The following is a 24,522-nucleotide window of genomic DNA, read 5'->3' on the forward strand; positions in this document are numbered from 1 at the left end:
CGCTCATACGTCCTCACTCACCGGCCGCACCGCCGCACGCGGCCGGATCGTCGCCCGAGCCGCCGGTTCCGGCGCGAGCCGCGGATACCCGGCGACCGCGGCCGCGAGCGCCTCGACGGTCGGATGGTCGAACAGTGCGCGCACCGGAACGTCGGCGTCCAACGCGGCGCGCAACCGGACCGAGATTCGCGTGGCGGCGACGGAATGCCCGCCGAGGTCGAAGAAATCGTCCCGTACGCCGATCCGTTCGGCGCCGAGCACCTCCGCCCACACCCCCGCGACCAGTTCCTCCACCGGCCCGCGCGGCGCGACATGCGGACGCTCCCGCGCAACCGGTTCCGGCGCGGGCAACGCGGCCCGGTCGAGTTTCCCGGCTGGAGTCCGCGGCAGTTCCGACAGCAGGACGAAACCGCTGGGCACCAGGTAATCCGGCAAGATCCCGGAAAGTCTCTTTCGGACGTCCGCAATGGACAGTTCCCCGACGGCGACCACGTAGGCGGTCAACTCCAGGCCACCGTCGGAGGTAGGAGTCGGCTGCACCGCCGCGTCCCGGATTCGCGGGTCGGCCCGCAGCACAGCCTCGACCTCGCCCGGTTCGACCCGGTGCCCGCGGACCTTCACCTGGTCGTCGGCCCGGCCGAGGATCTCCACCGCCCCGTCCGGCCGCCGCCGGGCCAGGTCGCCGGTGCGGTAGAGCCGCCCGCCGGGCCGGTGCCCGTGCGGATCGGGCGCGAACCGCTCCGCGGTCAGCCCGGGGCGGGCGGCGTAACCGCGGGCAAGCCCGTCCCCACCGATCCACACCTCGCCGACCACTCCCAGCGGCACCGGTTCCAGATCGTCGCCGAGCAGGTAAACGTCGGTATTGGCGACCGGTTCCCAGCCGACGACGACATCCCCGTCGAGTGCGGCGACGGTGGACCAGATCGTCGTTTCGGTCGGACCGTAGAGATCCCACAGCCGCGCCCCGCCCGCGGTGAGCCGGCGGGCCAGATCCCCCGGGAGCTTCTCGCCGCCGGCGAACACGGTGAGTTCCGCGGGAGGAGTCCAGCCCGAATCGACCAGCAGCCGCAAGCCCGACGGCGTCGCCTGCACCACCGACGGCAAGGTCCGCTCGATCAGCGCGGCCTGCCGCTGCGGATCAATGCACTCCTCCGCCGTCGCGACGATCACCTGCCCGCCGACCACCAGCGGCAAGTACAGCTCCAGCGCGGAGATGTCGAACGAAACCGTGGTCAAGGCGAGCACCGCGGAGCCCGGCGCGAGACCAGGCCGTTCGCGCATGGACAGCAGGAAGTTCGCAAGCGCGGCGTGGCTGATCTGGACGCCCTTGGGCTGACCAGTGGAGCCGGAGGTGTAGATGACGTAAGCGAGTTCGTCCCCGTCCGGCCGAGGGGGTGGGACATCCGCCGGGCTGCCTTCTACGGCCACCGCGTCCCGGTCCAGCTGCGGCACCAACCGCGCTTCAACTGCCGGAGCATCCCGGCCCGGCTGCACCGCCGGGCTCGCCTCAACTGCCCCGGCCTCCCGATCCAACGGCACCCCCGAGCCACCCTCGGTGGCCGCCGCACCGCGATCCGACAGCACCCCCGAGCAGGCCCCGCCCACTGCAGCATCCAGGCCCGACGGCACCGCCGGACACGCCTCAACCGCCACAGCATCCCGGCCGAACCGCACCACCGGGCTCGCCCCAACCGTCCCGGCATCCGGATCCACCAGCACCCCCGGGCGCACCTCAACCACCGCGCCATCCCGGTCCAGCAGCACCCCCGAACAGCCCGTCCCCTCCAGCAGCCCAGCCAGCGGCTCCTCGCTCAGCACCACCTCCACACCCGAATCAGCCATTACGTAACCGACCCGCTTCGCCGGATAACGCGGGTCGATCGGCACATACGCCGCCCCCGCCCGATGCACGGCGAGCAGCGCGACGAGCAGGCTCGGACCGCGATCGAGCAGCACGCCCACCAGCGCCCCGCGTCGCACCCCGTGTTCTCTCAGATACCTCGCCAGCCTAACCACCCGCACCGACAATTCCCGATAAGTGAGCGTCACCTCGCCGCACCGCACGGCAGGCGCGTCCGGATGCTCGGCCGCAGTGGCGGCGAACAACTCCGGCAGCATCCGGCCCGCAGCCTCGGTCCGCGCCGGATTCCGCAGCAGCGCGGCCCGATCCCCGGCGGGCAGCCCGCATCGGCGCGGATCGGCCGTCGGCGCGGCGGCGATCCGTTCCAGCACGTGCCGGTACAACCGGGCGAGAAACTCCAGCTGCGCAACGGAAATCCGGTAAGTGAACGCCTCCAGCACGAACGCACCGGGCACGGTAGAGACAGACAGCCCGAACTCGTTGGGCGTGCTGTCGGCAACCTCGGCAAGGTCGACCGAAGCCTCCGCGAGCACGTGCATATCCGTGTGGTTGAAGAAAACATCGACGAGCGGAGCCTGCCCGCCCCAAGCGGCCTGCATCGCGGGCAACGGGAAATGCCGATGCGGCCACATCGCGGTCTCCTCCGCGAAGACCGCGCGAGCCAGCTCCGGCCAGTCCCGCGCATCCGGCGGAACCACGAACGGGACGGTATTCAGGAACATGCCCCGCACCTGGTCCCCACCAACACGTTCCAGCCTGCTGTTGGTCACCACACCGGTCTGAAAAGGCCGGTCGTGCCCAGCGACCGTCCGAAGCACGGTGAGATGCGCGGCGAGCAACAAGCTCTTCAACGGAACCCCGGCCGAGGAAGCGACCACCCGCAACCGGGCCGTCAGGTCGTCGAACGGCACCCGCACCGTGCGATACACCCCGTCGTCCTCGCCTGCCCAGCCGGTCGGGACGGTGAACCGCTCGGCCGCACTCGCCCTGGCCGCCCAGAAGTCGCGGTCCACTGTGGACTCCAGTGACTCCCGCTCCCTGGCGACCGTGTCCGCGAACCGGACCGGCGGCGGCGGTTCGACCGGCCCGGCGGCACCGGCCCGGTATTCCGAAATCAGCTCCGCGACCAGCGAATTCTGACTCCAGCCGTCGAGAATCGCGTGCACGTAGCTGAACGACAACCGCCACTCGCGATCGGCGAGCCAGTGGACATGAAGGCGCAGCAGCGAAGGACGGAGCAGGTCGAAGCCCCGAACCCGGTCTTCCTCCGGGTACTGTCGCACCCTCGCGGCCTGCTCGTCGGCGGACAACGCACGCAGGTCCTCGCAGGTCACCTCCAGCACGGCGGTCTCGTGCACCCGCTGCAGCGGCGGAACCGCGGCGAAGTCGATCGAGGTGCGCAGGATCTCGTGCCGCGCGACCAGCCGGTTTGCCGCCTGTTGCAACACGTCCAGCCGGAACTCCTCGTGCACCGGGTAGCCGAGATGGTTCAGGTAGAGCCCGCGGTCGGCTCCGGCGAGCATCTCGTGCACCATGCCCGCCTGCGCGAGCGACAACGGATAAGCGTCCAACACGTCGTCCGGCAACGCGTCGCGCTGATCAGCGGCAAGCTGCGCGAACGGCTCGACCGCCTCCACTGCAGCCGCAAGACCGCCGAGCTGGGCGGCGAAGTCAGCCACCCGCTGCCGGCGGAAGAGATCCGCGACGCTCGCTTCGATCCCCTCCGCGTTCAGCAGCCCAACAGCCCGGATGGCGCGCAGAGAATCCCCGCCCAGCGCGAAAAAGCTGTCCTCCGCCCCGACCCGCTCGACGCCGGTCGCCGCCGCGAACGCGCGGGCCACCGCCGCCTCCGCCGGGGTGCGCGGCGCGACGTAACGCGCGGTCTGTCCGCCTTCTGGCGTCGGCAAAGCATTGCGATCGATCTTGCCGCTCGCGGTCAACGGCAACGCGTCGAGCGCGAGCCACACCGACGGCAGCATCGGTTCCGGCAGTGTGCGGGCCAGATGCGCGCGCAGTTCGGCCGAGTCCGGGGTACGGCCGGGCTCGGCCACGAAATAGCCGACCAGCCGGTCATCGTGCACTGCGGCCGCAGCCGCGCGCAGGTCGGGGTGGGTCAGCAGGGTCGCCTCGACCTCGCCGAGCTCGATCCGGTTGCCGTGGATCTTGACCTGGTGATCGAGCCGCCCCCGATACTCGATCCGGCCGTCCGGCAGCCTTCGGGCGAGGTCGCCGGTGCGGTACAGCCGTTCACCGGGCTGCCGCGCGAACGGGTCGGGGACGAACTTCTCGGCGGTCAGCGACGGCCGGTTCAGATAGCCGCGCGCCAGCTGCACCCCGGCGATGACCAGCTCGCCGAGCACGCCCACCGGCACCTCGCGCAACTCGGCGTCCACCACGAACACCCGGGTATTCGCGATCGCGCGGCCGATCGTGACAGTCTCCCCCGGCAAGCACCGGGTCGCCGTGACGTCCACCGAGGCCTCTGTCGGCCCGTAGAGATTGTGCAACTCGGCGTCAATGACTTGATGGAACCGTTCCGCCAGCTCGTCCGGCAATGCCTCGCCGCTGCACAGCACCCGGCGCAGCGAAGGCACCGGACCGGCCAGGAACGCCCGCAGCATCGACGGCACGAAATGCACCGTGGTGATTCCCTCGGCCATGACTTCGGCCAGATAGACCGGATCGCGATGCCCGCCCGGCCGCGCCATCACCAGCGTCGCGCCAACGGAGAGAGTCCAGAAAAACTCCCACACCGACACATCAAAGCCAAACGGCGTCTTCTGCAACACCCGATCCGCAGGCGTCAGACCGTATTCCTCCTGCATCCACCGCAGCCGATTCACAATCCCGCGATGCTCGACCACCACACCCTTAGGCCGCCCCGTCGACCCCGACGTGTAGATCACATACGCCGCGTTCTCCGGCCGCACCAGAACATCCACCGGATATCGAGGTTTCTCGAGAGCTGTGAGGTCACCCGGCTCAATCACCACCCCGGCACCGGAATCCTCGACCATGAACCGCAGCCGGTCCTCCGGATGATCCGGATCCAACGGCAAATACGCCGCCCCGGCCTTGAGAATCCCGACCAGCGCGACCACCATCTCCAAGCCGCGCTCCAGCCGGACCCCCACCACCGACTCCGGCCCCGCTCCACGCGCCCGAAGCCAATGCGCCGCCTGGTTCGACAGGTCGTCAAGCTCCACATAGGACACTTCTCTGCCGTCCGCCACCACCGCGATTCCACCGGCAGCCACGCCTTCGGCGATGAGCGACAGCAACGTCCCGCCTTCGAAGGGGACATCAGTGTCGTTCCACTGCGCCAGCTCCGCACCTTCAGCGGCACTCATCCAAGGCAGCTCCGACAACCGCGCGCCGGGATTCGCGACAATCCCGCGCAGCAATTCGGTGAAATGCCCGCCGATCCGCGCGACGGTGGACCGATCGAACAGCGCGACCGGATACTCCAGCACGCTGTCCAGGCTGCCGTCCGCCCGCTCGGTCAATTCCATCGTCAGGTCGAACTTCGCGCTGTGCCAAGGAGAATGGATCTGCTCGCCGCGCACTCCGGCCGCCGCGAACCCGGCGTCAGCGGTGTTCTGCAGCACGAGCATGGCTTGAAAGAGCGGATTGCGGGACAGATCGCGGTCCGGTGCCAGCTCGTCGGCCAGTCGCTCGAACGGCGCGTCCTGATGGGAGTAAGCGTCAAGGGTGTCCCGCCGAACTCCGTCGAGGAAATCCCTGAACGACAACGAACCGTCCACCTCGGCCCGCAGCACGAGAGTGTTCAGGAAGAGCCCGATCAACCCCTGCGTTTCAGCTCGCGTGCGCCCGGCGACCGGCGTGCCGACCGTGACATCCGCCTGACCCGAATACCGGCTCAGCAGAATCTGATACGCGGCCAGCAGCACCATAAATGTGGTCGCCCGCTGCGCCCGGCCGAGCGCGGCGACGGCAGCCCCGAGTTCGGCGTCCACAGTGAACCGCAGGATGTTCCCGCGCGGATCGTGCACCGGTGGGCGAGGACGGTCGGTCGGCAGGGTCAACGGCGCAACACCGTCAAGACGGCGACGCCAGAACTCGATCTGCTCCGTCACTCGCTCACTGGTCGCGTGCTTCCGTTGCCAGGAAGCGAAATCGGCATACTGGACCGGCAGCTCCGGCAAGGTTTCCCCGCCATAGAGCGCCCCGAGCTCCCGCGCGACGACCGACGTCGACCACCCGTCGTAAGCGATGTGGTGCACGACGAGCAGCAAGACGTGCTCCGTCTCGGACTGCCGCAGCACCCGGACCCGCAACGGCCGATCCCGCGCCAGATCGAACGGCACCGACGCTGCTTCCCGGGTGACCGCCTCGACGTCCTCCGCCGCGACGTCCTGGACAGTCAGCTCGACCTCGGGCTCCCCGACAAGCTGCTCCGGGATGCCGTCCCGTTCGACGTAGGTGGAGCGCAGGATCTCGTGCCGCTCCACGATCGTCAGCCAGCACGCCCGCAAGCGCGACACGTCGAGCGGGCCGCGCAGCCGCCACGCCGCGGTCACCACGTACTCGGTACCGCCGGGCCGGAGCCGGTCCAGCACCCAGACCCGTTGCTGCGCCGGAGAAAGCGGCAACCGGCGGCTGCGATCGGCCCGCATCGCCGTCGCCGGGCGGGCCGGCGCCTTGGCCAGATAGCGCTCCAGCAGCTCGTCGCGCCGGGACTGTTCGGTGGTCATCGCTCCCCCTGCGGGTCGATCAGCGGTGCTGGCGAACGTCCGTGAGGGGAACCCTGAGGGAATCTGAGTCCATCAGGGTTCCCCTCACGGACGTGGCGGGCGAAGTCAGGCCGAGGCGTCCGCGCGCATCCGGTCGCGCAGGCTCTTCGGACGCATGTCGGTCCACACCTCGTCGATGTGGTCGAGGCACTCCTGCTTCGGGCCGCGCTTCCCCTCGTACCGCCAGCCCGCCGGCAGTTCGCGGTCGACCAGCCAGATCGAGTACTGCTCCTCGTCGTTGAGCACGACGCCGTAGGTGCGTTCGTCCTCGCTCATGCGGTCCTCCTCGTCTTCGCGCCGGGCACACCCGTCCCGTCGCGAGCCGAGCCTTCCCGCGCGTACGGCGGCGCGACAGAGAAGAACGCGCAGCAACGCACGCGCCGTCCCGGCTCTGGGCACGCCGGCGAAGAACGGCCACCCTGTCGCCATGACCATGCCCGGCGACCTGCCGCTGTCGTTCTCGCAGGAAAGACTGTGGTTCCTCGACACGTTGCGGCCCGGCGGGACCGAATACCTCCTCCCGCTGACGCTCCGCGTGCGCGGCAAGCTGGACGTGGCCGCGCTGAGCTGCTCGCTCGACGCGTTCGTCGCGCGGCACGAGGTGCTGCGGACGCGGTATCGCAGCCGCGAGGGCGTGCCGGTCCAGGTGGTCGGGAAACCTCAGCCGGTGCCGTTGCCGATCGAAGGCGTCGCCGAGGACGAGCTGGACACCGTCGTCGCGGCTGAGCTGGCCGTGCCCTTCGACCTCGCGACCGACCTGCCGCTGCGGGCCCGGCTGCTCCGCCTCGACGCGCGCGAGCACGTGCTGCTGGTCGTCGTGCACCACATCGCGTTCGACGGCGCGTCCTGGGACGTCTTCGCCGCCGAACTCGCCGAGCTTTACCGCGCGTTCCACGCCGGTGCCCTGCCCGAACTGCCCGCCTTGCCGGTCCAGTACGCCGATTTCGCGCTCTGGCAACGGGAAGACGCCCAGACCCGGCTCGCGGGCCAGCTCGCCTACTGGCGCGAACGGCTCGCCGGGCTGACCCCGCTGGAGCTGCCGGCGGACCGTCCCCGCGGACCGGTGTGGGATCCGGCCGGGGCCGCCGTCCGGATCGAGGTCCCCGCCGCGCTCGCGGAGGCCCTCACCGCGCTCGGCCGGTCCCGCCGGGCGACGCCGTTCATGGTCCTGCTGGCCGCCTACCAGGTCTTTCTCGCCCGGCACACCGGCGGCACGGACATCGCCGTCGGCTGCCCGGTCGCCGGTCGCGCCCCCGCCGAGGTCGAGGGGCTGGCCGGGTTCTTCGTCAACACCCTCGTGCTGCGCGCCGACCTCGGCGGCGATCCGGCCTTCACGGCTTTCCTCGACCAGGTGGCCGGAACCGCGCTGGACGCCTTCGGCAACCAGGACGTCCCCTTCGACTGGCTCGTCGGCGAATGCGAACCGGACCGCGATCTGTCCCGCAACCCGCTGGTGCAGGCGTTCTTCGGCCTGCACGAGGTGCCCGGGCAACGGTTCCGGCTGCCCGGGCTGGACGTCGAGGAGTCCGATGTGGACTGGACGGCCGCGTCGTTCGACCTCGGACTCCAATTCGAACACCGCCCGAACGGCTCGCTGACCGGGACCCTGACCTACCCGACCGCCCTGTTCGAGCCCGCCACCGCGCACCGGCTGGCCGCACGCTTCCAGCGCCTCTTGGAAAGCATCGCCAGCGATCCCGCGCAACGGCTGAGCGAACTGCGCCTGACGCCGGACTCGGAACTGACTCTGCTGTCCGGCTGGGGCTCGGCACCCGGCTACGAGGTGGCACCGGGCTGTTTCCCCGACCTGTTCGCCCAGCGAGCGACCGAAACCCCGGACCGCCTCGCTGTGCATTGCGGCGGCCAGGAACTGACCTACGCCCAACTCGACGCGGCGGCCAACCGCCTCGCCCGGCACCTGCGCGCGAGCGGACTCGGCCCGGAATCGACGGTCGGTGTCTGCCTCGAACGAAGCGTCGACGCCGTAGTCGCGCTGGTCGGCGTGCTGAAATCCGGCGCGGCGTATGTCCCGTTCGACCCGGCCAACCCGCCTGAGCGGCTCGCCTACCTCGTCGAAGACGCCCGCGCTGCCGCAGTCGTCACCGACGAGCGCTACGCCGGACTGTTCGCGGGCTGCCCGGTCGTCACCATCGACGACACCGCTGCGACCTCTTCGGACAGTCCTGATTGGATGATCAATCCGGAGCATCTCGCTTACGTCATCTACACTTCCGGCTCGACCGGACGTCCGAAGGGCGTCCAGATCCAGCACGACTCCTATGCGGAACACGCGCAGCTCATCGCCCGTGAGTACGGAATCACCGCGGCCGACCGGGTGCTCTCGCTCGCCTCGCTGGCCTTCGACGGTTCGCTCGAGCAGATCGGCGCGCCGCTGCTGGCCGGCGCGTCGGTGGTGCTGAGCGATCCGCTGTTCTGGGAGCCGGAGGAACTCGCCGACCAGCTCGGCCGGCACCGGATCACCAGCGTCAACCTGACCCCGGCCTACTACCGCGAACTGCTCGGCGTGCTCACCCCGCGCGATCCGCGAGTCGCTTGGCTGAACATGGTGAACGTCGGCGCGGACGTCGTGACCACCGAGGACGCCCGACGCTGGCGCGACCTGCGCCTGCCCGGCCGCTTCCTCGCCTGCTACGGCCCGACCGAGGCGACGATCTCCAGCATGCTGCAGTGGGCCGACGAGGCCGACCTCGACGCCCCCAGCCTGCCCATCGGCCGTCCAGTGGCCGCGACCACCGCGTACATCCTCGACGCCGCCGGGCAGCCGACACCCGCCGGCGTGCCCGGCGAACTGCACCTCGGCGGCCTCCGGGTGGCGCGCGGCTACCTCCGCCGCCCCGGGCTCACCGCGGACAAGTTCGTGCCGGACCCGCACTCGACCGGCGCCCGGCTGTACCGCACCGGCGACCTCGCGCGATTCCGCCCGGACGGGACGGTGGAGTTCCTCGGCCGGCTCGACCGCCAGGTGAAGATCCGCGGTTTCCGGATCGAACTCGGCGAGATCGAAGCCGCCCTCGACGCGTATCCCGCGGTGCGCGCCGCTGCCGTGGTCGTGAAGGAGCTGCCGGAGCGGACGCTGGTCGCGTATGTCGTCGCGGCGTCCGGTGAGCCGGATTTCGCCGCACTGCGAGCGAGCCTGCGGTCGCAGCTGCCGGATTATCTGGTCCCGGCGCAGTGGGTCGCGATGGCCGCGCTGCCGCTGACGCCGAGCAAGAAGGTGGACCGGGCCGCGTTGCCGGATCCGGCGGTCGAGAACGCGGTACGCGCGGAACCGATCGCGGAACCGTCGTCGGCGGTGGAGCACGCTTTAGCTGATATCTGGCGGGAGGTGCTGCGGGTGGAGGAAATCAGCGTGCACGACGATTTCTTTCGTATCGGCGGGCATTCCCTGCTGGCGACCCGGGTGCTCGCGCGGATCCGGAAACAGCTCGGGGTCCGGGTCTCGCTGCGGGACCTGTTCGCTGCCCGGACGGTCGCGGAGCTGGCGACGGTCATCGAACAAGCCTGAGACCAGTCACTTCCGGTATTCCGTTGCTCCAAAACCGTCACCGGTGGAAGGTGTACTCGTGGATACGGGAAAGAGACACGCGTGCGTGGCTTCGCTGGTCGCGCTGGCGAGCAGTCCGGCCTACCAGGACAGGATCGACGCCGGATGCGGCCTGGTACGCTTCGCCGAGGTCGCCGAGGCTCAACCGGTCCTGGTGAAACTCGTGCTGGACAGCAAAGACACCGGCGTCACCTACGAAACGACGGAAGCCCTGCTGCGGCGTCTCGACGCCATTGGCCTCAGCTTGGTGGCGACAGCGCTCCTGACGGCTGACTTGAACCACGCAGACTGGATCGAGCGAGCGATCACCGAGGTCTTGGGAGTCACCTCCGGCGACCGTGACGCGGCAGTCGGGATATGCGAGCCGCTCACGCGCAGCGCGAACGAGGAGGTGCGGCGCGGCGCAACGCACCTCCTCGGCGAGCTCAAGAGCATCACTCCGATGCTCACCACTGTGCGGCGCTGACGGCGCTGCCCGCTCGCTCAGCCCAGCGCGTGCTCGACGTCCACATCGGACAGACCGGCCACATACTCCGCCACCGCGCGATGCACCTCCGCCGCCAGCAGTTCCACCGTCGACGCCTCGAAAACCGTGCTCACCGGCAGCTCCACCGGGAACCGCTCCCCCAGCAGCGCCACCACCCGGGTCGCCAGCAGCGAATGCCCGCCCAGATCGGCGAAGAAATCGTCGTGGACCCCGACGCGGGGCAGGTCCAGCAATTCCCGCCACACCTCGGCGACGGCCTCCTCGACCGGCGTCCTCGGCGCGACGAACTCCCCCGTCGGCCCGGCTTCCTCCGGTTCCGGCAGCGCCGCGCGATCCACCTTGCCGTTGGGCGTGATCGGCAGTTCGTCGAGCCAGGACCACAGCGACGGCACCACGTGCGCGGGCAACCGGGCGAGCAGGAATTCCCGCAGCTCAGCCACCGCGGGCCGCTCAGCCACCACGTGCGCCGCCAGGACCCGGTCGCCGCCGTCGCGATCGTAGGGCACCACCACGGCCGACCGCACGAGCGGATGCGCCGTGAGCGCCGCTTCCACCTCGCCCGGCTCCACACGGAAACCCCGGATCTTGACCTGCTGATCAAGCCGTCCGAAGAACGCGAACGTCCCGTCCGGGCGGAGCGCGACCTCGTCGCCAGTGCGGTAAAGCCGACCGCCGCCGCCCGCCGGGTCGGGAACGAATCGCTCCGCGGTCAGCGCCGAGCGACGGAAATAGCCGCGCGCGACACCCGGACCGCCGAGCCGCAATTCGCCTCGTTCACCGGGCTCGACCGGCACGCCGTCGGCATCGGCGACGAACGCGTGCGTGTTCGCGATCGGCTTGCCGATCGGGATCGGACCGGAGGTGTCGGCGACCGTCATTCCCCGGTGTACACAAGCGAAAGTGGTGCACTCGGTCGGACCGTAGCCGTTGCTCATCTCGGCCCCGAGTTCTTCGATCACCCGCCGCGCTTGCACCGGCGGCACGACGTCGCCGCCCGCGATCACGTGCCGCACCCCGGCGAGCGCGCTGACCCGGTCGTCCACCACGTGCCCGAACAATCCGGAGCTGAGCCACACCGTTGTTACCCCGAACCTGCGCACCGCTTCCTCGATCGTCGCCGCGGTCGGCACACCGGGCGGCAGGACCGCCAGCGCCGCACCGGTGGCGAGCGCGCCCCACAGCTCGAACGTCGAGACGTCGAAGCACAACGACGTCAGCAACAGGAACACTTCTCCCGCCCCGAAATCGGCGAATCCGGAGCCATGCACCAGCCGGACCACCCCGCGGTGCGTCACCTGCACGCCCTTCGGCAGACCGGTGGAACCGGAGGTGTACATCTGGTAGATCAGGTTGTCCGGCACCAGATTCGTGACCGGCGGGGTGTCCGGCCAGCCGCTGAGGTCGGCCTCGTCGGCGAGAACGACCGCCGGCGCGGCCTGGACGCGGTCCGCCAGCGCCGCTTCGGTGACCGCGACCGTCGCGCCGGAATCGCCGAGCATGAACGCGAGCCGTTCGGCCGGATAACCGGGATCGAGCGGGACGTAATAGCCGCCCGCCTTGAGGATTCCGAGCATCGCGACCAGCAGCGTCGTCCCGCGCTCCAGACACAGCGCGACTGGCGTCTCCGGCCCGATTCCCCGCGCCCGCAGCAGATGCGCGAATTGGTTGGCCCGGCGGTCCAGCTCGCCGTAGTCCAGCCGTTCGCCGCCGTACAAGACGGCCGCGGCTTCCGGTGCCGCGGCGGCGTAGCGGGCGAACAGCTCGTGCACGCACAAGTCGGGCAACGGCACGGCCGCGCCGCGTTCAGGCTGCATGGTCATGAAGGCGTCCTCCCGCGTCGAACGGTTCCGACTGGAGCATGACCAGGGCTTCGGGCGGGGGCCAGAGACGAACGAGCAGACATCCCCGCAATGTCAGCGGCGAGACACCGGCCTCCGGAACCCCACCCAAGCACTCCACCCGAACAACCCGGCCAGCAGCACCGCCGACGTCGCCAGGAACATCAGGTCGACCGGCAGCGCGTCCGGGTCCAGTTCGTCCGCGCGATGTGTCTTGACGATGCCCGCCCGGTCCTCGACGACGTCGACTTTCTCGCCGGCTTTCATCCGCGACTCCACCGGCAGGTCCTCGGCCAGCAGCGTGCCGTCCGGGCGGTTGACGCGCGCGGTGCAGGCGGTGCCGCCCTTGACGTGGTGGCATTCGGAGGACACCGCGATCGCGCGGTACCGATTGCCGTCCGCCGCGAGGTGGCCGACCGCGGTCACCCCGACGCAGGCCAGGTAGAACGCGGTCAGCAGGAAGCCTCCGACGAGGAACCAGCCGCGTCCGGAGAACATGAACACCGCCGACGTCGCCAGTGCGGCGAGCAGGAGCCCGAAAAGCAAGCCCGCCGCGGACGCCACTGTGCTGGTGCTGACGAAGCCGACCGCCGCCGCGCCGCCGAGCACTATCGTGACGAGCCAGCACAACCCGGCACGCAGCGCGACGGCTCGACCGCTCGCCGGAGTCGTTTTCCGGGCGGAATCCCTTGCCGCAACGGGCTTTCTCGTGGACACGCCGGGAATGATGACACGGCGGGCGCGCCGCCGGGCGCGATTGCGGATTACCGGCGCGCGTGATGACCCTCGACCGGAGTCCGGAAGAACGACCGCACCGGTACCAGCAAGCCCGCCAACGACAACACGGCAAACACGATTTGGTGCACGTGATCGGTGCCCGGCGGAAGCCGGAACACCAGATGCGCGAGCCAGAACACCGGGTAGAACCACAGCGCGAACCACGCCCACCGCTCGCCAGCGCGGAACGGGAGCACCGCGATCAGCCCGCCGAACAGCCCGAGCCCGGCGGTGGCCAGCGCGTCGGCGCGGTAGAGCAGCGAGTCCCCGGCCGGCGGCGCGATGGCGACCACGATCCCGAAACCGAGGATCCCGGCGCTGACCACCGCGAGGCAGATCCAGCCGATCCGCATCGGCGTGCCGCTGTCCATCCGGCGAATTTACTCCGCTTTCGCCGGTTCCGGGCCGCTCTGCCGCCGCCCTTCCCGACGGGCGGCAGCTCAAGCGCACCAGCGAACTCACTCCGCCTCAGGCGCGGGACAAATCAGTCAATCCCCATCAGCACGACACCGTCCGCCCGGCGAACTCAATCCAAAGGAAACTCACTCCGACGGCAGCGCGTAAGCCAGCCGATGCAGCGCCTTCTTCACCGCCGCAACCGACATTCCCCGCTCATGCCGCTGATTCTGATACAAATCAGGCGCCAGCGGAGCCAGCAGCACGTCCGGCAGCGCCTCGTCCCGCAACCCGGCCTCCCGCACCTGCGCGGCCACGAAAACCCGCCAAAACCCATACGCGCCGGTCTGATACCGCCGCGCCCCGGTCTCCGCGCCCAGCGCCAGCGGCAAATGCCGCTCCAGCAGATCGATCATCGCGTCGTAGAACGCCACCAGCCGTTCCCGCGGCGCGGCGCCCGGCCCGAGCGGCGGCGGTCCGGACAACATCGCCTCCTGCAACCGGCGTTCGTGCTCGTCCAGCAGCGCGACGGCCACCGCGGCGACGCTGTCATAGCGCCGGTACAGCGTCCCGCGGCCAACCCCCGCCGCGGTCGCCAGGTCGCCCATCGTGATGTCCGGGCCTCTCGTGGCGAACAGGTCCTCGGCCGCGGCGAGGATCCGCTGCCGGTTCGCCGCGGCGTCCGCCCGCTCCGTCACTGGCTTGCTGTTCACCCCGTCACTGTATCTGGACAGCGTGTCCGGATCGAGTACAGTCATAAGTGGACACAGTGTCCACATGACAGATGGGGGCAGACCAATGCACTCGTTCACGCTCGCCGGCCGCGCCGTGGGCCGGATCGGTTACGGGACCATGCAGCTCGCGGGACCGAAGGCCATGGGAGAACCGGCCGATCCGGAGCGCGCCAAGGCGGCCGTCCGCGCCGCCGTCGAGGCGGGCATCCGGCTGATCGACACCTCCGGCTACTACGGGCCCGAGGTCGCGAACCGCCTGCTCGCCGAGGCGCTCCGGCCCTACCCGGACGACCTGCTCATCGCCACCAAGGTCGGCGCGCGCCGCAGCCCGGACGGAGGTTTCGTCGCCGATGCCACGCCGGAGGCGGTCAAAGCAGCCGTCCGGGACAACCTCGCGCAGCTTGGCGTCGAACGGATTCCGTTGGTGCACGCCAGGTTCATGCCCGACAGCACAGTGCCGTGGGCGGACACCGTCGGAGCGCTCGCCGAACTGCGCGACGAGGGCCTGCTCGAACACGTCGGTGTCTCGAACGTCACCCTCGAGTTGCTGGGACAGGCACGTGCGGTCTCGCCGATCGCGTCCGTGGAGAACGAGTTCCACTTCGGACACTCCGGCGGCCGGGACGTCCTGGACGCCACCACCGCTGCCGGGATCCCGTATCTGGCGTTCCGTCCGCTGGGCAACGGAGCACTGGCGAAGGAGACTTCGCCGTTGGCAGCGCACGCCCGGCGGCTCGGTGTTTCGGCGGCGACGCTGGCCCTCGCCTGGCTTCTGGACCTCGCGCCCAACGTCGCCGTCATCCCGGGCACGAGCGACCCGGACCACCTCGCCGACCTCGTCGCCGCCCAGCGGCTCGCCCTGCCGTCCGACGTTCGCGCAGCGCTCGACGAGGCCTGACGATGGGCTGGATCGCCGTAGTCACGGCCGGGCTGCTCGAAATCGCCTGGGCGCACAGCATTCACCTCACTGACGGCTTCACCAAACTCGTCCCGACGCTCGTCTGCGGCGTGCTCACCGTCCTCGTGCTGTACGTGCTGAACGTCGGCATGAAGACGGTTCCGGTCGGGACGGCGTACGCGGTGTTCGTCGGGATCGGCGCGGTCGGCACCGCCATAGTCGGGATTTTCTGGCTCCGCGAACCCGTCAGCCTCCCGCGGATCCTCGCGCTCGCGCTGATTGTCGGAGGGGTAGTCCTCCTTCAACTGACCGCCCGAGCCGCGTGACGGCCCGAGCCGGTCCCGGAGCCGCGAAGCCCGGGACCGGCGGGCCCCGAAATTCCGGGGTCCGGAACCGCTTAGGCCCATCGGGCGTCACCCGTCCGCCGGGATCGTCCACAGGCTGTTGCCCACCGTCATCCTCCCGTGTCCTCAGCGGCATCGATCGTGCCCCGGCCACCGGCGCGCGAACACCACGCACGAGTGGCTTCCTAGGCCAGAAGAGGCACGCCGAACGGCTCGCGCCAGCCCGCGAGTGAATTCCCTCGAATCGTCTTGTCCAGGTAAAAGAATCCTCGCTAGCCTCGGACGCAGAGGGAGAAATGCCGACCGCGTCGCACCGCCCCGGGAGCGGGCCGGCACAGTTCACCGCGCGCCGAGGCGGAAATTGCGGTCCGAAAAGGGAGTACATGATGACGTCTGTTGCCCGTCCGGTTGCCCGCACCGCGTATCAGCAGTCGGTCGCCGACTACTGGAATGCCGAAAAGGATCCGGTGAACCTGCGCCTCGGCGACGTCGACGGGCTTTACCACCACCACTACGGAATCGGCGACTACGACCCGTCCGTCCTGAACGGAACCGGGGAGAGCCGGGACAAGGCGATCATCGCCGAAATGCACCGGCTGGAGACCGCGCAGTCGCAGTTCCTGTTGCGCCACCTCGGCGACATCGGGCCCACGGCACGATTGCTGGACGCCGGCTGCGGGCGCGGCGGCACGAGCGTGCAGGCGCACCAGCGGTTCGGCTGCCGGGTGGACGGGATCTCCATTTCCGAGCAGCAGGTCGAATTCGCCAATGAACAGGCGCGGCTGCGCGGAATCGACGGCGCGGTGCAATTCCATCTCCGGAACATGCTCGACACCGGATTCGAAAGCGGCGATTTCGCCGGAATCTGGAACAACGAAAGCACGATGTACGTCGATCTGCACGAACTCTTCGCCGAACACGCGCGGCAGCTCGCCCCCGGCGGGCGATTCGTCACCATCACCGGCTGCTACAACGACCTGACCGGCGGGCGCTCGCGCGCGGTGAGCCAGATCGACCAGCATTACATCTGCAATATCCACGCCCGCGGCGACTATTTCAAAGCCCTGACCGCCAACGGATTCGTCCCGATCAGCGTCGTCGACCTCACCGAGGCGACGATCCCGTACTGGGAGCTGCGCGAGCAGTCGTCCGTCGCGACCGGCATCGAAGGGCCGTTCCTGACCGCTTATCGCGAGGGCAGCTTCCACTACCTGCTCATCGCCGCCGACCGCGTCTGACCGGGCGGGCCGACATGTCCGGAATCGCAGCGGTCCGCCCGGACCTCGCGCTCGCGGGCCCGCTCGGGCTGGGCACCTCCGCGGCACGGATCGCGGCCCAGTTCGCGCCGCCGCGCGGGCAGGATCCGGCGTACGCGGAACGGGAATGGGGCGACGGCAGCGCTTCGCCGCTGTACTGCCCGGCCGTGCGCCGGGTGGACGACGCGCTCGCCGAGGAGGTCGACCGGCGGCTCGTCGCGTGGGCGGAGGACTGCGGGTTCGAGGGCGAGGGGCTGGACCAGATCGCGCGGGCCACGTTCGGCAGGCTGGTGATGCTCGCCCATCCCGATTCCTCCGATCCCGACCGGCTGCTGATCGCCGCGCAGCTCAACGCGGTGTGGTGGGCGGCCGACGACTACTACGCCGACGACAGTTCCCTCGGCGCGTCGCCGACCGAACTCCCGCCGAGGCTGGCGCTTGTCATGGCCGCGATGGACCCGGTCGCGCCGGCCGGCGAGTTCTCCGAGCCGCTGGAGGAGGCGCTGCGGGCCGATCCGATCCGGGTCGGGTTCCACTCCGCGGTCGATCACCTGGGCCGGCACGGTTCGCCGGTGCTGGTCCAGCGGGTGTGCTACTCGACGTTCGCGATGTTCGTCAGCTGGGACGCCTACGCCGCGTGGCGCCACACCGGCCGCTATCCCCCGGCCTGGGAGTACCTCGCGGCCCGCCAGCACGACAGCTTCTACACCTCGATGACCCTCATCGACGCCGTCGGCGGGTACGAACTGCCCGCGCCGTTCTACTACGACCCGCGCGTGCGGGAGGCGATGATGCGCGCGGGCACCGCGACGGTCCTGGTCAACGACCTCCATTCGGTGGCCAAGGACGCCGCCGACGAGAACCCGGTCTGCAACATGGTGCTGCAGATCGCCGCCGACCGGGACTGCCCGGTCTCCGAGGCGGTCGAGGCCACGGTCGCGCTGCACAACCGGATCGTGCGCGAGTTCGAGGAAGGGCACCGGGCCCTGCTCTCGATCCCGTCGCCGGAACTGCAGCGCTTCCTCGCCGGCGTCCGCGACTGGATGGGCGGCGGCTTCGAATGGCACGCCACGAACCCTCGCTACCGCTCCTGATCCCAGAACTCCTGAGCCAAGGCAACGTTTCCCAGACAAGGTGGTTTCGCTGTGACTGTCACCGATCCGGTCGACTCCGCGGACGTGGAAGACCGGGAACCCTTGAGCCTAGGCCGCGCGGCGGCGCGGCAGCTGGCCACGACCACGAAGTCCGTCCCGCAGATGCAGGGCATCAGCTCGCGGTGGCTGCTGAAGGTGCTGCCGTGGGTCGAGGTGTCCGCGGGCACGTACCGCGTCAACCGGCGGCTGTCCTACACCGTCGGCGACGGCCGGGTCACGTTCGTGACCAGCGGGTCCGAGGTCCGGGTCATCCCGCCCGAGCTAGGAGAACTCGCGCCGCTGCGCGGATTCGACGACGAGGCGGCGCTGGCCGAGCTCGCCGGGCGCTTCGAGCAGCGCGAGTACCAGCCGGGCGACGTGCTGGCCGAATTCGGCAGCCGCGCCGATCAGGTGTTCCTCGTCGCGCACGGCAAGATCACGAAGGCCGGCGTCGGCGCCTACGGCGACCAGACCGTGCTCGGCACGCTCGTGGACGGCGACTACTTCGGCGAGAACGTGCTCGTCAGCGCGGACGGGATCTGGGAGTTCACCACCAAGGCGGTCACCGCGGTGACCGTGCTGACGTTGTCGCGCCAGGAGTTCGAAGGCGTGCTGAACCGCTCTGACTCGCTGCGAGAGCACCTCGACGCCTTCGTCGCGGGCGGAGACACGGCCCGCAACGAACACGGCGAGGCTGAGATCGCCCTCGCCGCCGGGCACGACGGCGAACCGCAGCTGCCGGGCACGTTCGTCGACTACGACACGTCCCCGCGCGAGTACGAGCTGAGCGTCGCGCAGACTGTGCTGCGGGTCCACAGCCGGGTCGCCGACCTCTACAGCGAGCCGATGAACCAGACCGAGCAGCAGTTGCGGCTCACCGTCGAGGCGCTGCGGGAACGGCAAGAGCACGAACTGGTCAACAACCCCGACTTCGGCCTGCTGAACAACGCCGACTTCGACCAGCGGGTGCCCACCCGCACCGGTCCGCCGACGCCGGACGATTTCGACGAGCTGCTCTCGCTGGTGTGGAAGGACCCCGGTTTCTTCCTCGCGCACCCGAAGACGATCGCCGCGTTCGGGCGGGAATGCAGCAAGGCCGGGGTCTACCCGGGTTCGGTCGACCTCGGCGGCCATCAGGTGCCCTCGTGGCGCGGCGTGCCGATCCTGCCGTGCAACAAGATCCCGGTCACCGAGACCCGCACCAGCTCGGTCCTGCTGATGCGGACCGGCGAGCAGGCACAGGGCGTCATCGGGCTGCACCAGACCGGGCTGCCGGACGAATACCAGCCGGGCCTCAACGTGCGGTTCATGGGCATCAGCGAGCAGGCCATCCTGTCCTACCTGGTCTCGGCCTACTATTCCGCCGCCGTCCTCGTTCCGGACGCGCTCGCCGTGCTGGAAGCCGCCGAAATCGGCCGGGAGGGCTGAGCCCGGTGCCGATCACGCAGCAACAGGAGCAGCTCTCCCTCGGTGTCAAGGCGGCCCGCACCCTCGCCACGACCACCAAGTCGTTGCCGCAGATGCGCTCGATCACCACGCGGTGGCTGCTGTCGCAGCTGCCGTGGGTCGAGGTGCCCGGCGGCAGCTACCGGGTCAACCGGCGGCTCGCCTACACCGTCGGCGACGGCAAAGTGAGCTTCTTCCAGACCGGCTCGCAGGTGCAGGTCGTCCCTCTCGAGCTGACCGAGATCGAACTGCTGCGCGGTTTCGCCGACGAGGCGGCGCTCGGCGCGTTGGCGGACGCCTTCGAGCAGCGCGAGTACGAGGCGGGCAGCACGCTGGTCTCGGCCGGGGAGGAACTGGACCAGCTCGTGCTCGTCGTGCACGGCAAGGTCACCCGGCACGGAGAGGGCCAGTACGGCGCGGAAACCCACCTGGGCACCGACACCGACGGCGATCATTTCGGCGGAGAACTCCTCGCCGCCGACGACGCCACCTGGGGTTTCACCGCCCGTGCCGCGACCAGGGTGGTCGCGCTGGTGCTGCCCGCCGGCTCGTACGCCCGGCTCAACGGCAGGCTCGATTCCCTGCGCGCGCACGTGGCGCAGGCCGCCTCCCGGCCGCGAAAACCGCAGAACCGCAAGGGAGAAGCGAGCATCGACCTGTCGGCCGGTCACGACGGGGAACCGATCCTCGCCGGCACCTACGTCGACTACGAACCCTCGCCGCGCGAGTACGACCTCGCGGTGGCGCAGACGGTCCTGCGGGTGCACAACCGCGTCACCGACCTGTACAACAACCCGATGAACCAGTTCGAGCAGCAATTGCGGCTCACCGTCGAGGCGCTGCGGGAACGGCAGGAACACGAACTGGTCAACAACCCGGATTTCGGTCTGCTGCACAATGCCGACCTCAAATCCCGGATCACCACGCGCACCGGCCCGCCGACGCCGGGCGATCTGGACGAGTTGCTCTGCCGCCGGCGCAAAACGCGGCTGTTCCTCGCGCATCCGCGGGCCATCGCGGCCATCGGACGCGAATGCACGAGGGCGGGCATTTACCCGGAGCCGGTCGTGGTGGACGGGAAACGCGTCACCGCGTGGCGCGGGGTCCCGATCCTGCCGTGCGACAAAATCCCGGTCACCGAAGCGGGCACCACGTCAGTGCTCGCGATGCGCACCGGGGAGGACGACGCGGGCGTCATCGGACTGCGGCCGAAATCCCTCGCCGACGAATACCGGCCGGGATTGAACGTGCGGTTCATGCACATCGACGACCGTGCCGTGTCGTCCTATTTGGTCAGTGCCTATCACTCCGTCGCGGTTCTCGTCCCGGACGCGCTGGGGATCCTCGACGACGTCGAGGTCGCCCGCGCCTGAATCCGGGCCTGGGCCACGGCGACGCTCGCCGGAAGCGACGCGCTTCCGGCGAGCGTCGGCGGTTCAGCGGTAGATGTGCTTGTCCGGCAAGCGAACGGTCACGAACCCGTTGGCGAAGTTCGACTCCACCTGTGCGGATTCCTGCGCGTCCGGCATCGCGTTCTTGCACGTGATTCCCGGCCCGTGCCCGGACATGAGCTCCGAGCAGGGTCCCTCGTAGTGGTCGGGAAGGCCGAGGTTGTGGCCGATCTCGTGGGCGATGATCCGGGTCGGGTCGTTGCCCTCGGCGACCTGCTGGGTGTCGATGTAGATGTCGCCGGTGCCGTGCCCGTCGGTCTGGGTGTAGGAACCGCCGCCGGTGGTTTCGTGCATGACGATGGTCGCGGCGCCGCCGCTGTTCAGGTGGACGTTGTGCACCGAGCTGTTCCAGTTCGCCGCGGCCTGGGTGGCCTCGGCCTGGTAGTCGGGCAGACCGCTGGCGTCGTAGTACAGCTCGACCGCGTCCAGCGGCGCGGCGGTGGCCGTGCCGACGCCGGTCAGCGGCAGCACCAGCGCGGCGGCCGCGCCCGCGGCCAGCCGGCCAAAGCGTTGCAGGGTCATGGTTTTTCCTCTCCGCAAGGAGTTTCCGGGACGGGGTTCAGCTTCCGATCTGCTGCTGGATCCACGACATGTACTGGGCGATGCCGGTGTAGAGGGTGGTGGTGGCGCATTCGCCGCCGTTGTCGCCGGGGCCGTGGGTTTCGCCTACCAGCGTCCAGTTCCCGGTGGTGCCGACGATCGCGGGGCCGCCCGAATCGCCGTGGCACGCGGAATGCCCGTAGTCGCCGGAGATGCAGACGTCGCCCGCGCCGCCGCCGCCTTCCGCGCACGCGCCGCTGTCGAGGACCTGGAGGTCGATCTGCTGCAGGGTTTGCGCCGTCTGGCAGTTCGGCCAGCTCGTGCAGCCCCAGCCGAGCAGCCGCGCGCCAGTCCCCGGCGACGGGTTGCTCTGCGCCATCGCGACCGGCGCCGACTGGGCGGGCTGGCTCAGGTGCATCATGGTGAGGTCGGTGCCCTGGTCGGTGACCACGTTGTCGATCTGGCCGACCTCGCCCGCGTTGATGTCGATCGCGCCGATCCGCGCCGTCGAGGCCTGCCCGCAGTGGTTCGCCGTGATGATCCACTGCGGTGCGACGAGGCTGCCGCCGCAGCCGTTGTCCAGCGACACCATGAACGAATAGGTTTCGGAGGCGTCGCCGCCTCCGATGATGGCCGGCTGCGCCGCGACCGCCGGTGCGGCCACTCCGAACAGCAGGGCAGCCGCGCCCATCACCGCCAGCATTATTTTCCGCATCGCTTTCCCTTCCATAGCAACCAATCCCGCCAATCGCGGGAGAGGCAGGAGTTCGGCCGGGATACGGCCGGGGGGACCACTTTCGCGGGCGCCGGGCCCGCTACGGAAACCACAGAGTCCCAGGGCCGCCGGAGTCCGAACACCGTCGAAAGGAGGGATACGGCCGGACGCCGAACCGTGCGCGGCGGCACGAACGTCGATTACCGGGATGAACCGAACGCGGAATATGTCGTTCCGATTGGGGCGTCTTCGCTGTTCAACGAGCCGCTAATGGATCGGATGCGGGGAAGTTCGGACTTCCGTTCAGCGGACGGCGGCCACCACTGGACAGCAAAGCCGAACGGGATTCGCGACTTTCGTGGGTATAAGCGATTGCCAAGGATCCCTAAACTGCGAATTGCGCCCGCATTAGCTGACCGCGGTGCGCCATCGTCCTATTCGCAAGAAACGGAGATGTGCATGATCCCAGCACTCAGTCAAAGACACGGCGGACGCGGCGGTATCGCCTTCGCCGCGGCGGTTCTGGCCGCTGGATCAGTTTTCGCCGCCTCGGGCGTCGCGGCCGCGCAGCCCTCGACGGCACCGCTGAACGCGAGAGCCGCGACCGCCATGTCCGCCAGCATCGCGAAGTCGCTCGGCGACCGCACCGTGGGCTCGTACTACGACCAGGCCGGTTCGCGGTTGACGGTCACCGTCACCGACCAGGCCGCCGCCGACCAGGTCCGCGCGGCCGGCGCGACGCCGAAGTTCGTGAAATACCGTGCGTCCCAACTGAAAGCAGTCACCGCGGAACTGGCTCGCACGGCGAGCGTCCCCGGCACCGCGTGGCGCGTCGACCCGCGAACCGGCCAGGTGCTCGTCACCGCCGATTCGACGGTCACCGGAGCCAAGCTCGCCCAGGTGACCGGTGCCGTGCACCGCTTCGGCGACAAGGCCCGCTTCGCGCAGACGAAGGGCAAACTGCGCCCCTTGATCAGCGGCGGCGACGCCATCTGGGGCCAGGGCCTGCGCTGCTCGCTGGGCTTCAACGTGCACACCTCGAGCGGCCAGGCCGCGATCCTGACCGCCGGACACTGCGGCGTGGCCACTAACGATTGGTGGGCCGACCAGGGAAACTCGCAGCACATCGCCAGCACGTCCGGGGCGAACTTCCCCGGCACTGACTATTCGTACGCCACCTACGACTCCGGCGTAGACGCCCCGAGCGCCGTCAACACCGGCCAGCAAATCACCGCCGCAGGCGACGCGACAGTCGGCGAAACCGTCACCCGAAGCGGCTCGACCACCGGCGTCCACGACGGCCAGGTCACCGCGCTCAACGCCACGGTGAACTACCAGGAAGGCGCCGTGAACGGCCTGATCGACACCACAGTCTGCGCAGAACCAGGCGACAGCGGCGGCTCGCTCTTCGACGGAGCCACCGCACTGGGCCTCACCTCCGGCGGCAGCGGAGACTGCAACTCCGGCGGGGAGACCTTCTTCCAGCCAGTCCCCGCGGCACTGAGCGCCTACGGTTTGGTTCTGCCGTAAGCCCTCTCTCGCGCTTTGGCTTTCGGTTCCGTTGGATGTGAGGGGAACCCTGAGGGACTCTGATTCCCTCAGGGTTCCCCTCACGACCATCAACGGAAGTGAAGGGACCCCTCACGGATCCTCGGGCCGTGAGGGGTCCCTTCACGTACGCGGGTTCGCGGCGGCCGATTGGGTGGCAGGGCAGTGCACCAGTGGCATTGGGTGGGCCGGTCGGTTATTTGGTGGGGATGATCGGCGGTTGGGACGGGGCAGGCCGTGATTGGGGCGGCAGGGCCGTGATCGAGGCAGAGCAGGGCAGCGATTGAGGCGGCGCTGGTAGGAGATTAGGGCGGAGCAGAGCCGCGATGGGGGCAGCCGGTCGGCGATTGAGGCGGCATGGCGATGATTGAGGCAGGGCCGGTCTGCGATTGACGCGGAGCAGGGCCGTGATGCGGGCGGCCAGCCGGAAATTGAGACCAAGCCGGTCGGCGATTGAGCCGAGCAGTTCGATGATCGAGGCAGGACCGGTCAGCGACTGGAGCGGAGCCGTCACTGAAGAGCTCATCGAGGGAACCACCCCGCCCAGCCACCCACCCACCGACAATCCCACCCACCCAACCGCAGCAGACGCACCCAACTCACCAGGCAGCCACACCCCCCACACCCCGATACGAAGCCAAAAACACGGCGCGGAGGTGCTTGTCAAGGCATCTTTTCCGCCTTGACAAGCACCTCCGCCCCCTAACTCCCACCCACCTCCGTGTTGTCCACCCACACGAAACAACAACGTCCTCACCCAAACACCAGAACACCTACCC

17 protein-coding genes are annotated in these 24,522 nt (G+C 69.5%); 9 read left to right on the forward strand and 8 right to left on the reverse strand.

The window, feature by feature from the left end; translation table 11 throughout:
- Positions 1-3: 3 nt before the first annotated feature.
- Together ACZ7SW_RS35440 and ACZ7SW_RS35445 are read right to left on the reverse strand one after the other, a co-directional pair.
- Positions 4-6,576 carry an amino acid adenylation domain-containing protein gene (locus tag ACZ7SW_RS35440; RefSeq protein ID WP_470234727.1) on the reverse strand — a complete coding sequence of 2,191 codons (6,573 nt, stop codon included), beginning with the start codon at positions 6,574-6,576 and terminating at the stop codon, positions 4-6.
- Between the two features lie 105 nt (positions 6,577-6,681).
- Positions 6,682-6,891: an MbtH family protein gene (locus ACZ7SW_RS35445; protein WP_470234728.1), complete on the reverse strand. Its 210-nt coding sequence runs from the start codon at positions 6,889-6,891 to the stop codon at positions 6,682-6,684.
- 151 nt (positions 6,892-7,042) lie between these two features.
- Between ACZ7SW_RS35445 and ACZ7SW_RS35450 the strand changes: the two genes are divergently transcribed.
- Positions 7,043-10,141: an amino acid adenylation domain-containing protein gene (locus tag ACZ7SW_RS35450; RefSeq protein ID WP_470234729.1), complete on the forward strand. Its 3,099-nt coding sequence runs from the start codon at positions 7,043-7,045 to the stop codon at positions 10,139-10,141.
- Positions 10,142-10,226: 85 nt separating this feature from the next.
- The gene (locus tag ACZ7SW_RS35455) at positions 10,227-10,646 is read left to right on the forward strand and encodes a hypothetical protein (RefSeq protein ID WP_470234730.1); all 420 of its coding nucleotides are present in this window, start codon (positions 10,227-10,229) and stop codon (positions 10,644-10,646) included.
- A 17-nt stretch (positions 10,647-10,663) separates the two neighbouring features.
- Here ACZ7SW_RS35455 and ACZ7SW_RS35460 read toward each other — a convergent pair whose 3' ends face one another.
- From ACZ7SW_RS35460 to ACZ7SW_RS35475, 4 genes are all read right to left on the reverse strand, one after another.
- Entirely contained in the window at positions 10,664-12,487 is a 1,824-nt protein-coding gene (locus ACZ7SW_RS35460) for an amino acid adenylation domain-containing protein (protein WP_470234731.1), read from the reverse strand.
- Between the two features lie 93 nt (positions 12,488-12,580).
- Positions 12,581-13,222, reverse strand: a complete 642-nt coding sequence (locus tag ACZ7SW_RS35465) for a hypothetical protein (protein WP_470234732.1) — start codon at positions 13,220-13,222, stop codon at positions 12,581-12,583.
- A gap of 47 nt (positions 13,223-13,269) precedes the next feature.
- Positions 13,270-13,653, reverse strand: coding sequence for a hypothetical protein (locus ACZ7SW_RS35470; protein WP_470234733.1), 384 nt, complete (start codon positions 13,651-13,653; stop codon positions 13,270-13,272).
- Positions 13,654-13,824: 171 nt separating this feature from the next.
- A complete protein-coding gene (locus ACZ7SW_RS35475; protein ID WP_470234734.1) occupies positions 13,825-14,436 on the reverse strand; it encodes a TetR/AcrR family transcriptional regulator in 612 nt (203 codons plus the stop codon).
- Positions 14,437-14,476: 40 nt separating this feature from the next.
- Between ACZ7SW_RS35475 and ACZ7SW_RS35480 the strand changes: the two genes are divergently transcribed.
- The 6 genes from ACZ7SW_RS35480 (at position 14,477) to ACZ7SW_RS35505 (ending at position 20,862) form a co-directional block, all read left to right on the forward strand.
- Complete coding sequence (locus tag ACZ7SW_RS35480; RefSeq protein ID WP_470234735.1) at positions 14,477-15,310, forward strand: aldo/keto reductase; 834 nt, start codon at positions 14,477-14,479, stop codon at positions 15,308-15,310.
- Positions 15,311-15,312: 2 nt separating this feature from the next.
- Positions 15,313-15,636: a DMT family transporter gene (locus tag ACZ7SW_RS35485; protein ID WP_470234736.1), complete on the forward strand. Its 324-nt coding sequence runs from the start codon at positions 15,313-15,315 to the stop codon at positions 15,634-15,636.
- 404 nt (positions 15,637-16,040) lie between these two features.
- Complete coding sequence (locus ACZ7SW_RS35490; RefSeq protein ID WP_470234737.1) at positions 16,041-16,892, forward strand: geranyl diphosphate 2-C-methyltransferase; 852 nt, start codon at positions 16,041-16,043, stop codon at positions 16,890-16,892.
- A gap of 14 nt (positions 16,893-16,906) precedes the next feature.
- Complete coding sequence (locus ACZ7SW_RS35495) at positions 16,907-18,004, forward strand: family 2 encapsulin nanocompartment cargo protein terpene cyclase (protein ID WP_470234738.1); 1,098 nt, start codon at positions 16,907-16,909, stop codon at positions 18,002-18,004.
- A 51-nt stretch (positions 18,005-18,055) separates the two neighbouring features.
- A complete protein-coding gene (locus ACZ7SW_RS35500) occupies positions 18,056-19,471 on the forward strand; it encodes a family 2B encapsulin nanocompartment shell protein (protein WP_470234739.1) in 1,416 nt (471 codons plus the stop codon).
- On the forward strand, positions 19,468-20,862 hold the full coding sequence (locus ACZ7SW_RS35505) for a family 2B encapsulin nanocompartment shell protein (protein ID WP_470234754.1): 1,395 nt from the start codon (positions 19,468-19,470) through the stop codon (positions 20,860-20,862). The genes ACZ7SW_RS35500 and ACZ7SW_RS35505 overlap by 4 nt, the downstream gene beginning before the upstream one ends.
- Positions 20,863-20,925: 63 nt before the next feature.
- Here the strand turns inward: ACZ7SW_RS35505 and ACZ7SW_RS35510 are convergent, their stop codons facing one another.
- A complete protein-coding gene (locus tag ACZ7SW_RS35510) occupies positions 20,926-21,462 on the reverse strand; it encodes a snapalysin family zinc-dependent metalloprotease (protein WP_470234740.1) in 537 nt (178 codons plus the stop codon).
- 37 nt (positions 21,463-21,499) lie between these two features.
- Positions 21,500-22,195 (reverse strand): S1 family peptidase, encoded by a 696-nt coding sequence (locus ACZ7SW_RS35515; protein WP_470234741.1) that lies wholly within the window; start codon positions 22,193-22,195, stop codon positions 21,500-21,502.
- A 459-nt stretch (positions 22,196-22,654) separates the two neighbouring features.
- Here ACZ7SW_RS35515 and ACZ7SW_RS35520 point away from each other — a divergent pair, with 459 nt between their 5' ends.
- On the forward strand, positions 22,655-23,725 hold the full coding sequence (locus tag ACZ7SW_RS35520; protein ID WP_470234742.1) for a S1 family peptidase: 1,071 nt from the start codon (positions 22,655-22,657) through the stop codon (positions 23,723-23,725).
- The last annotated feature ends 797 nt before the right edge of the window (positions 23,726-24,522 follow it).

This window comes from Amycolatopsis sp. NPDC114484, from assembly GCF_055633755.1.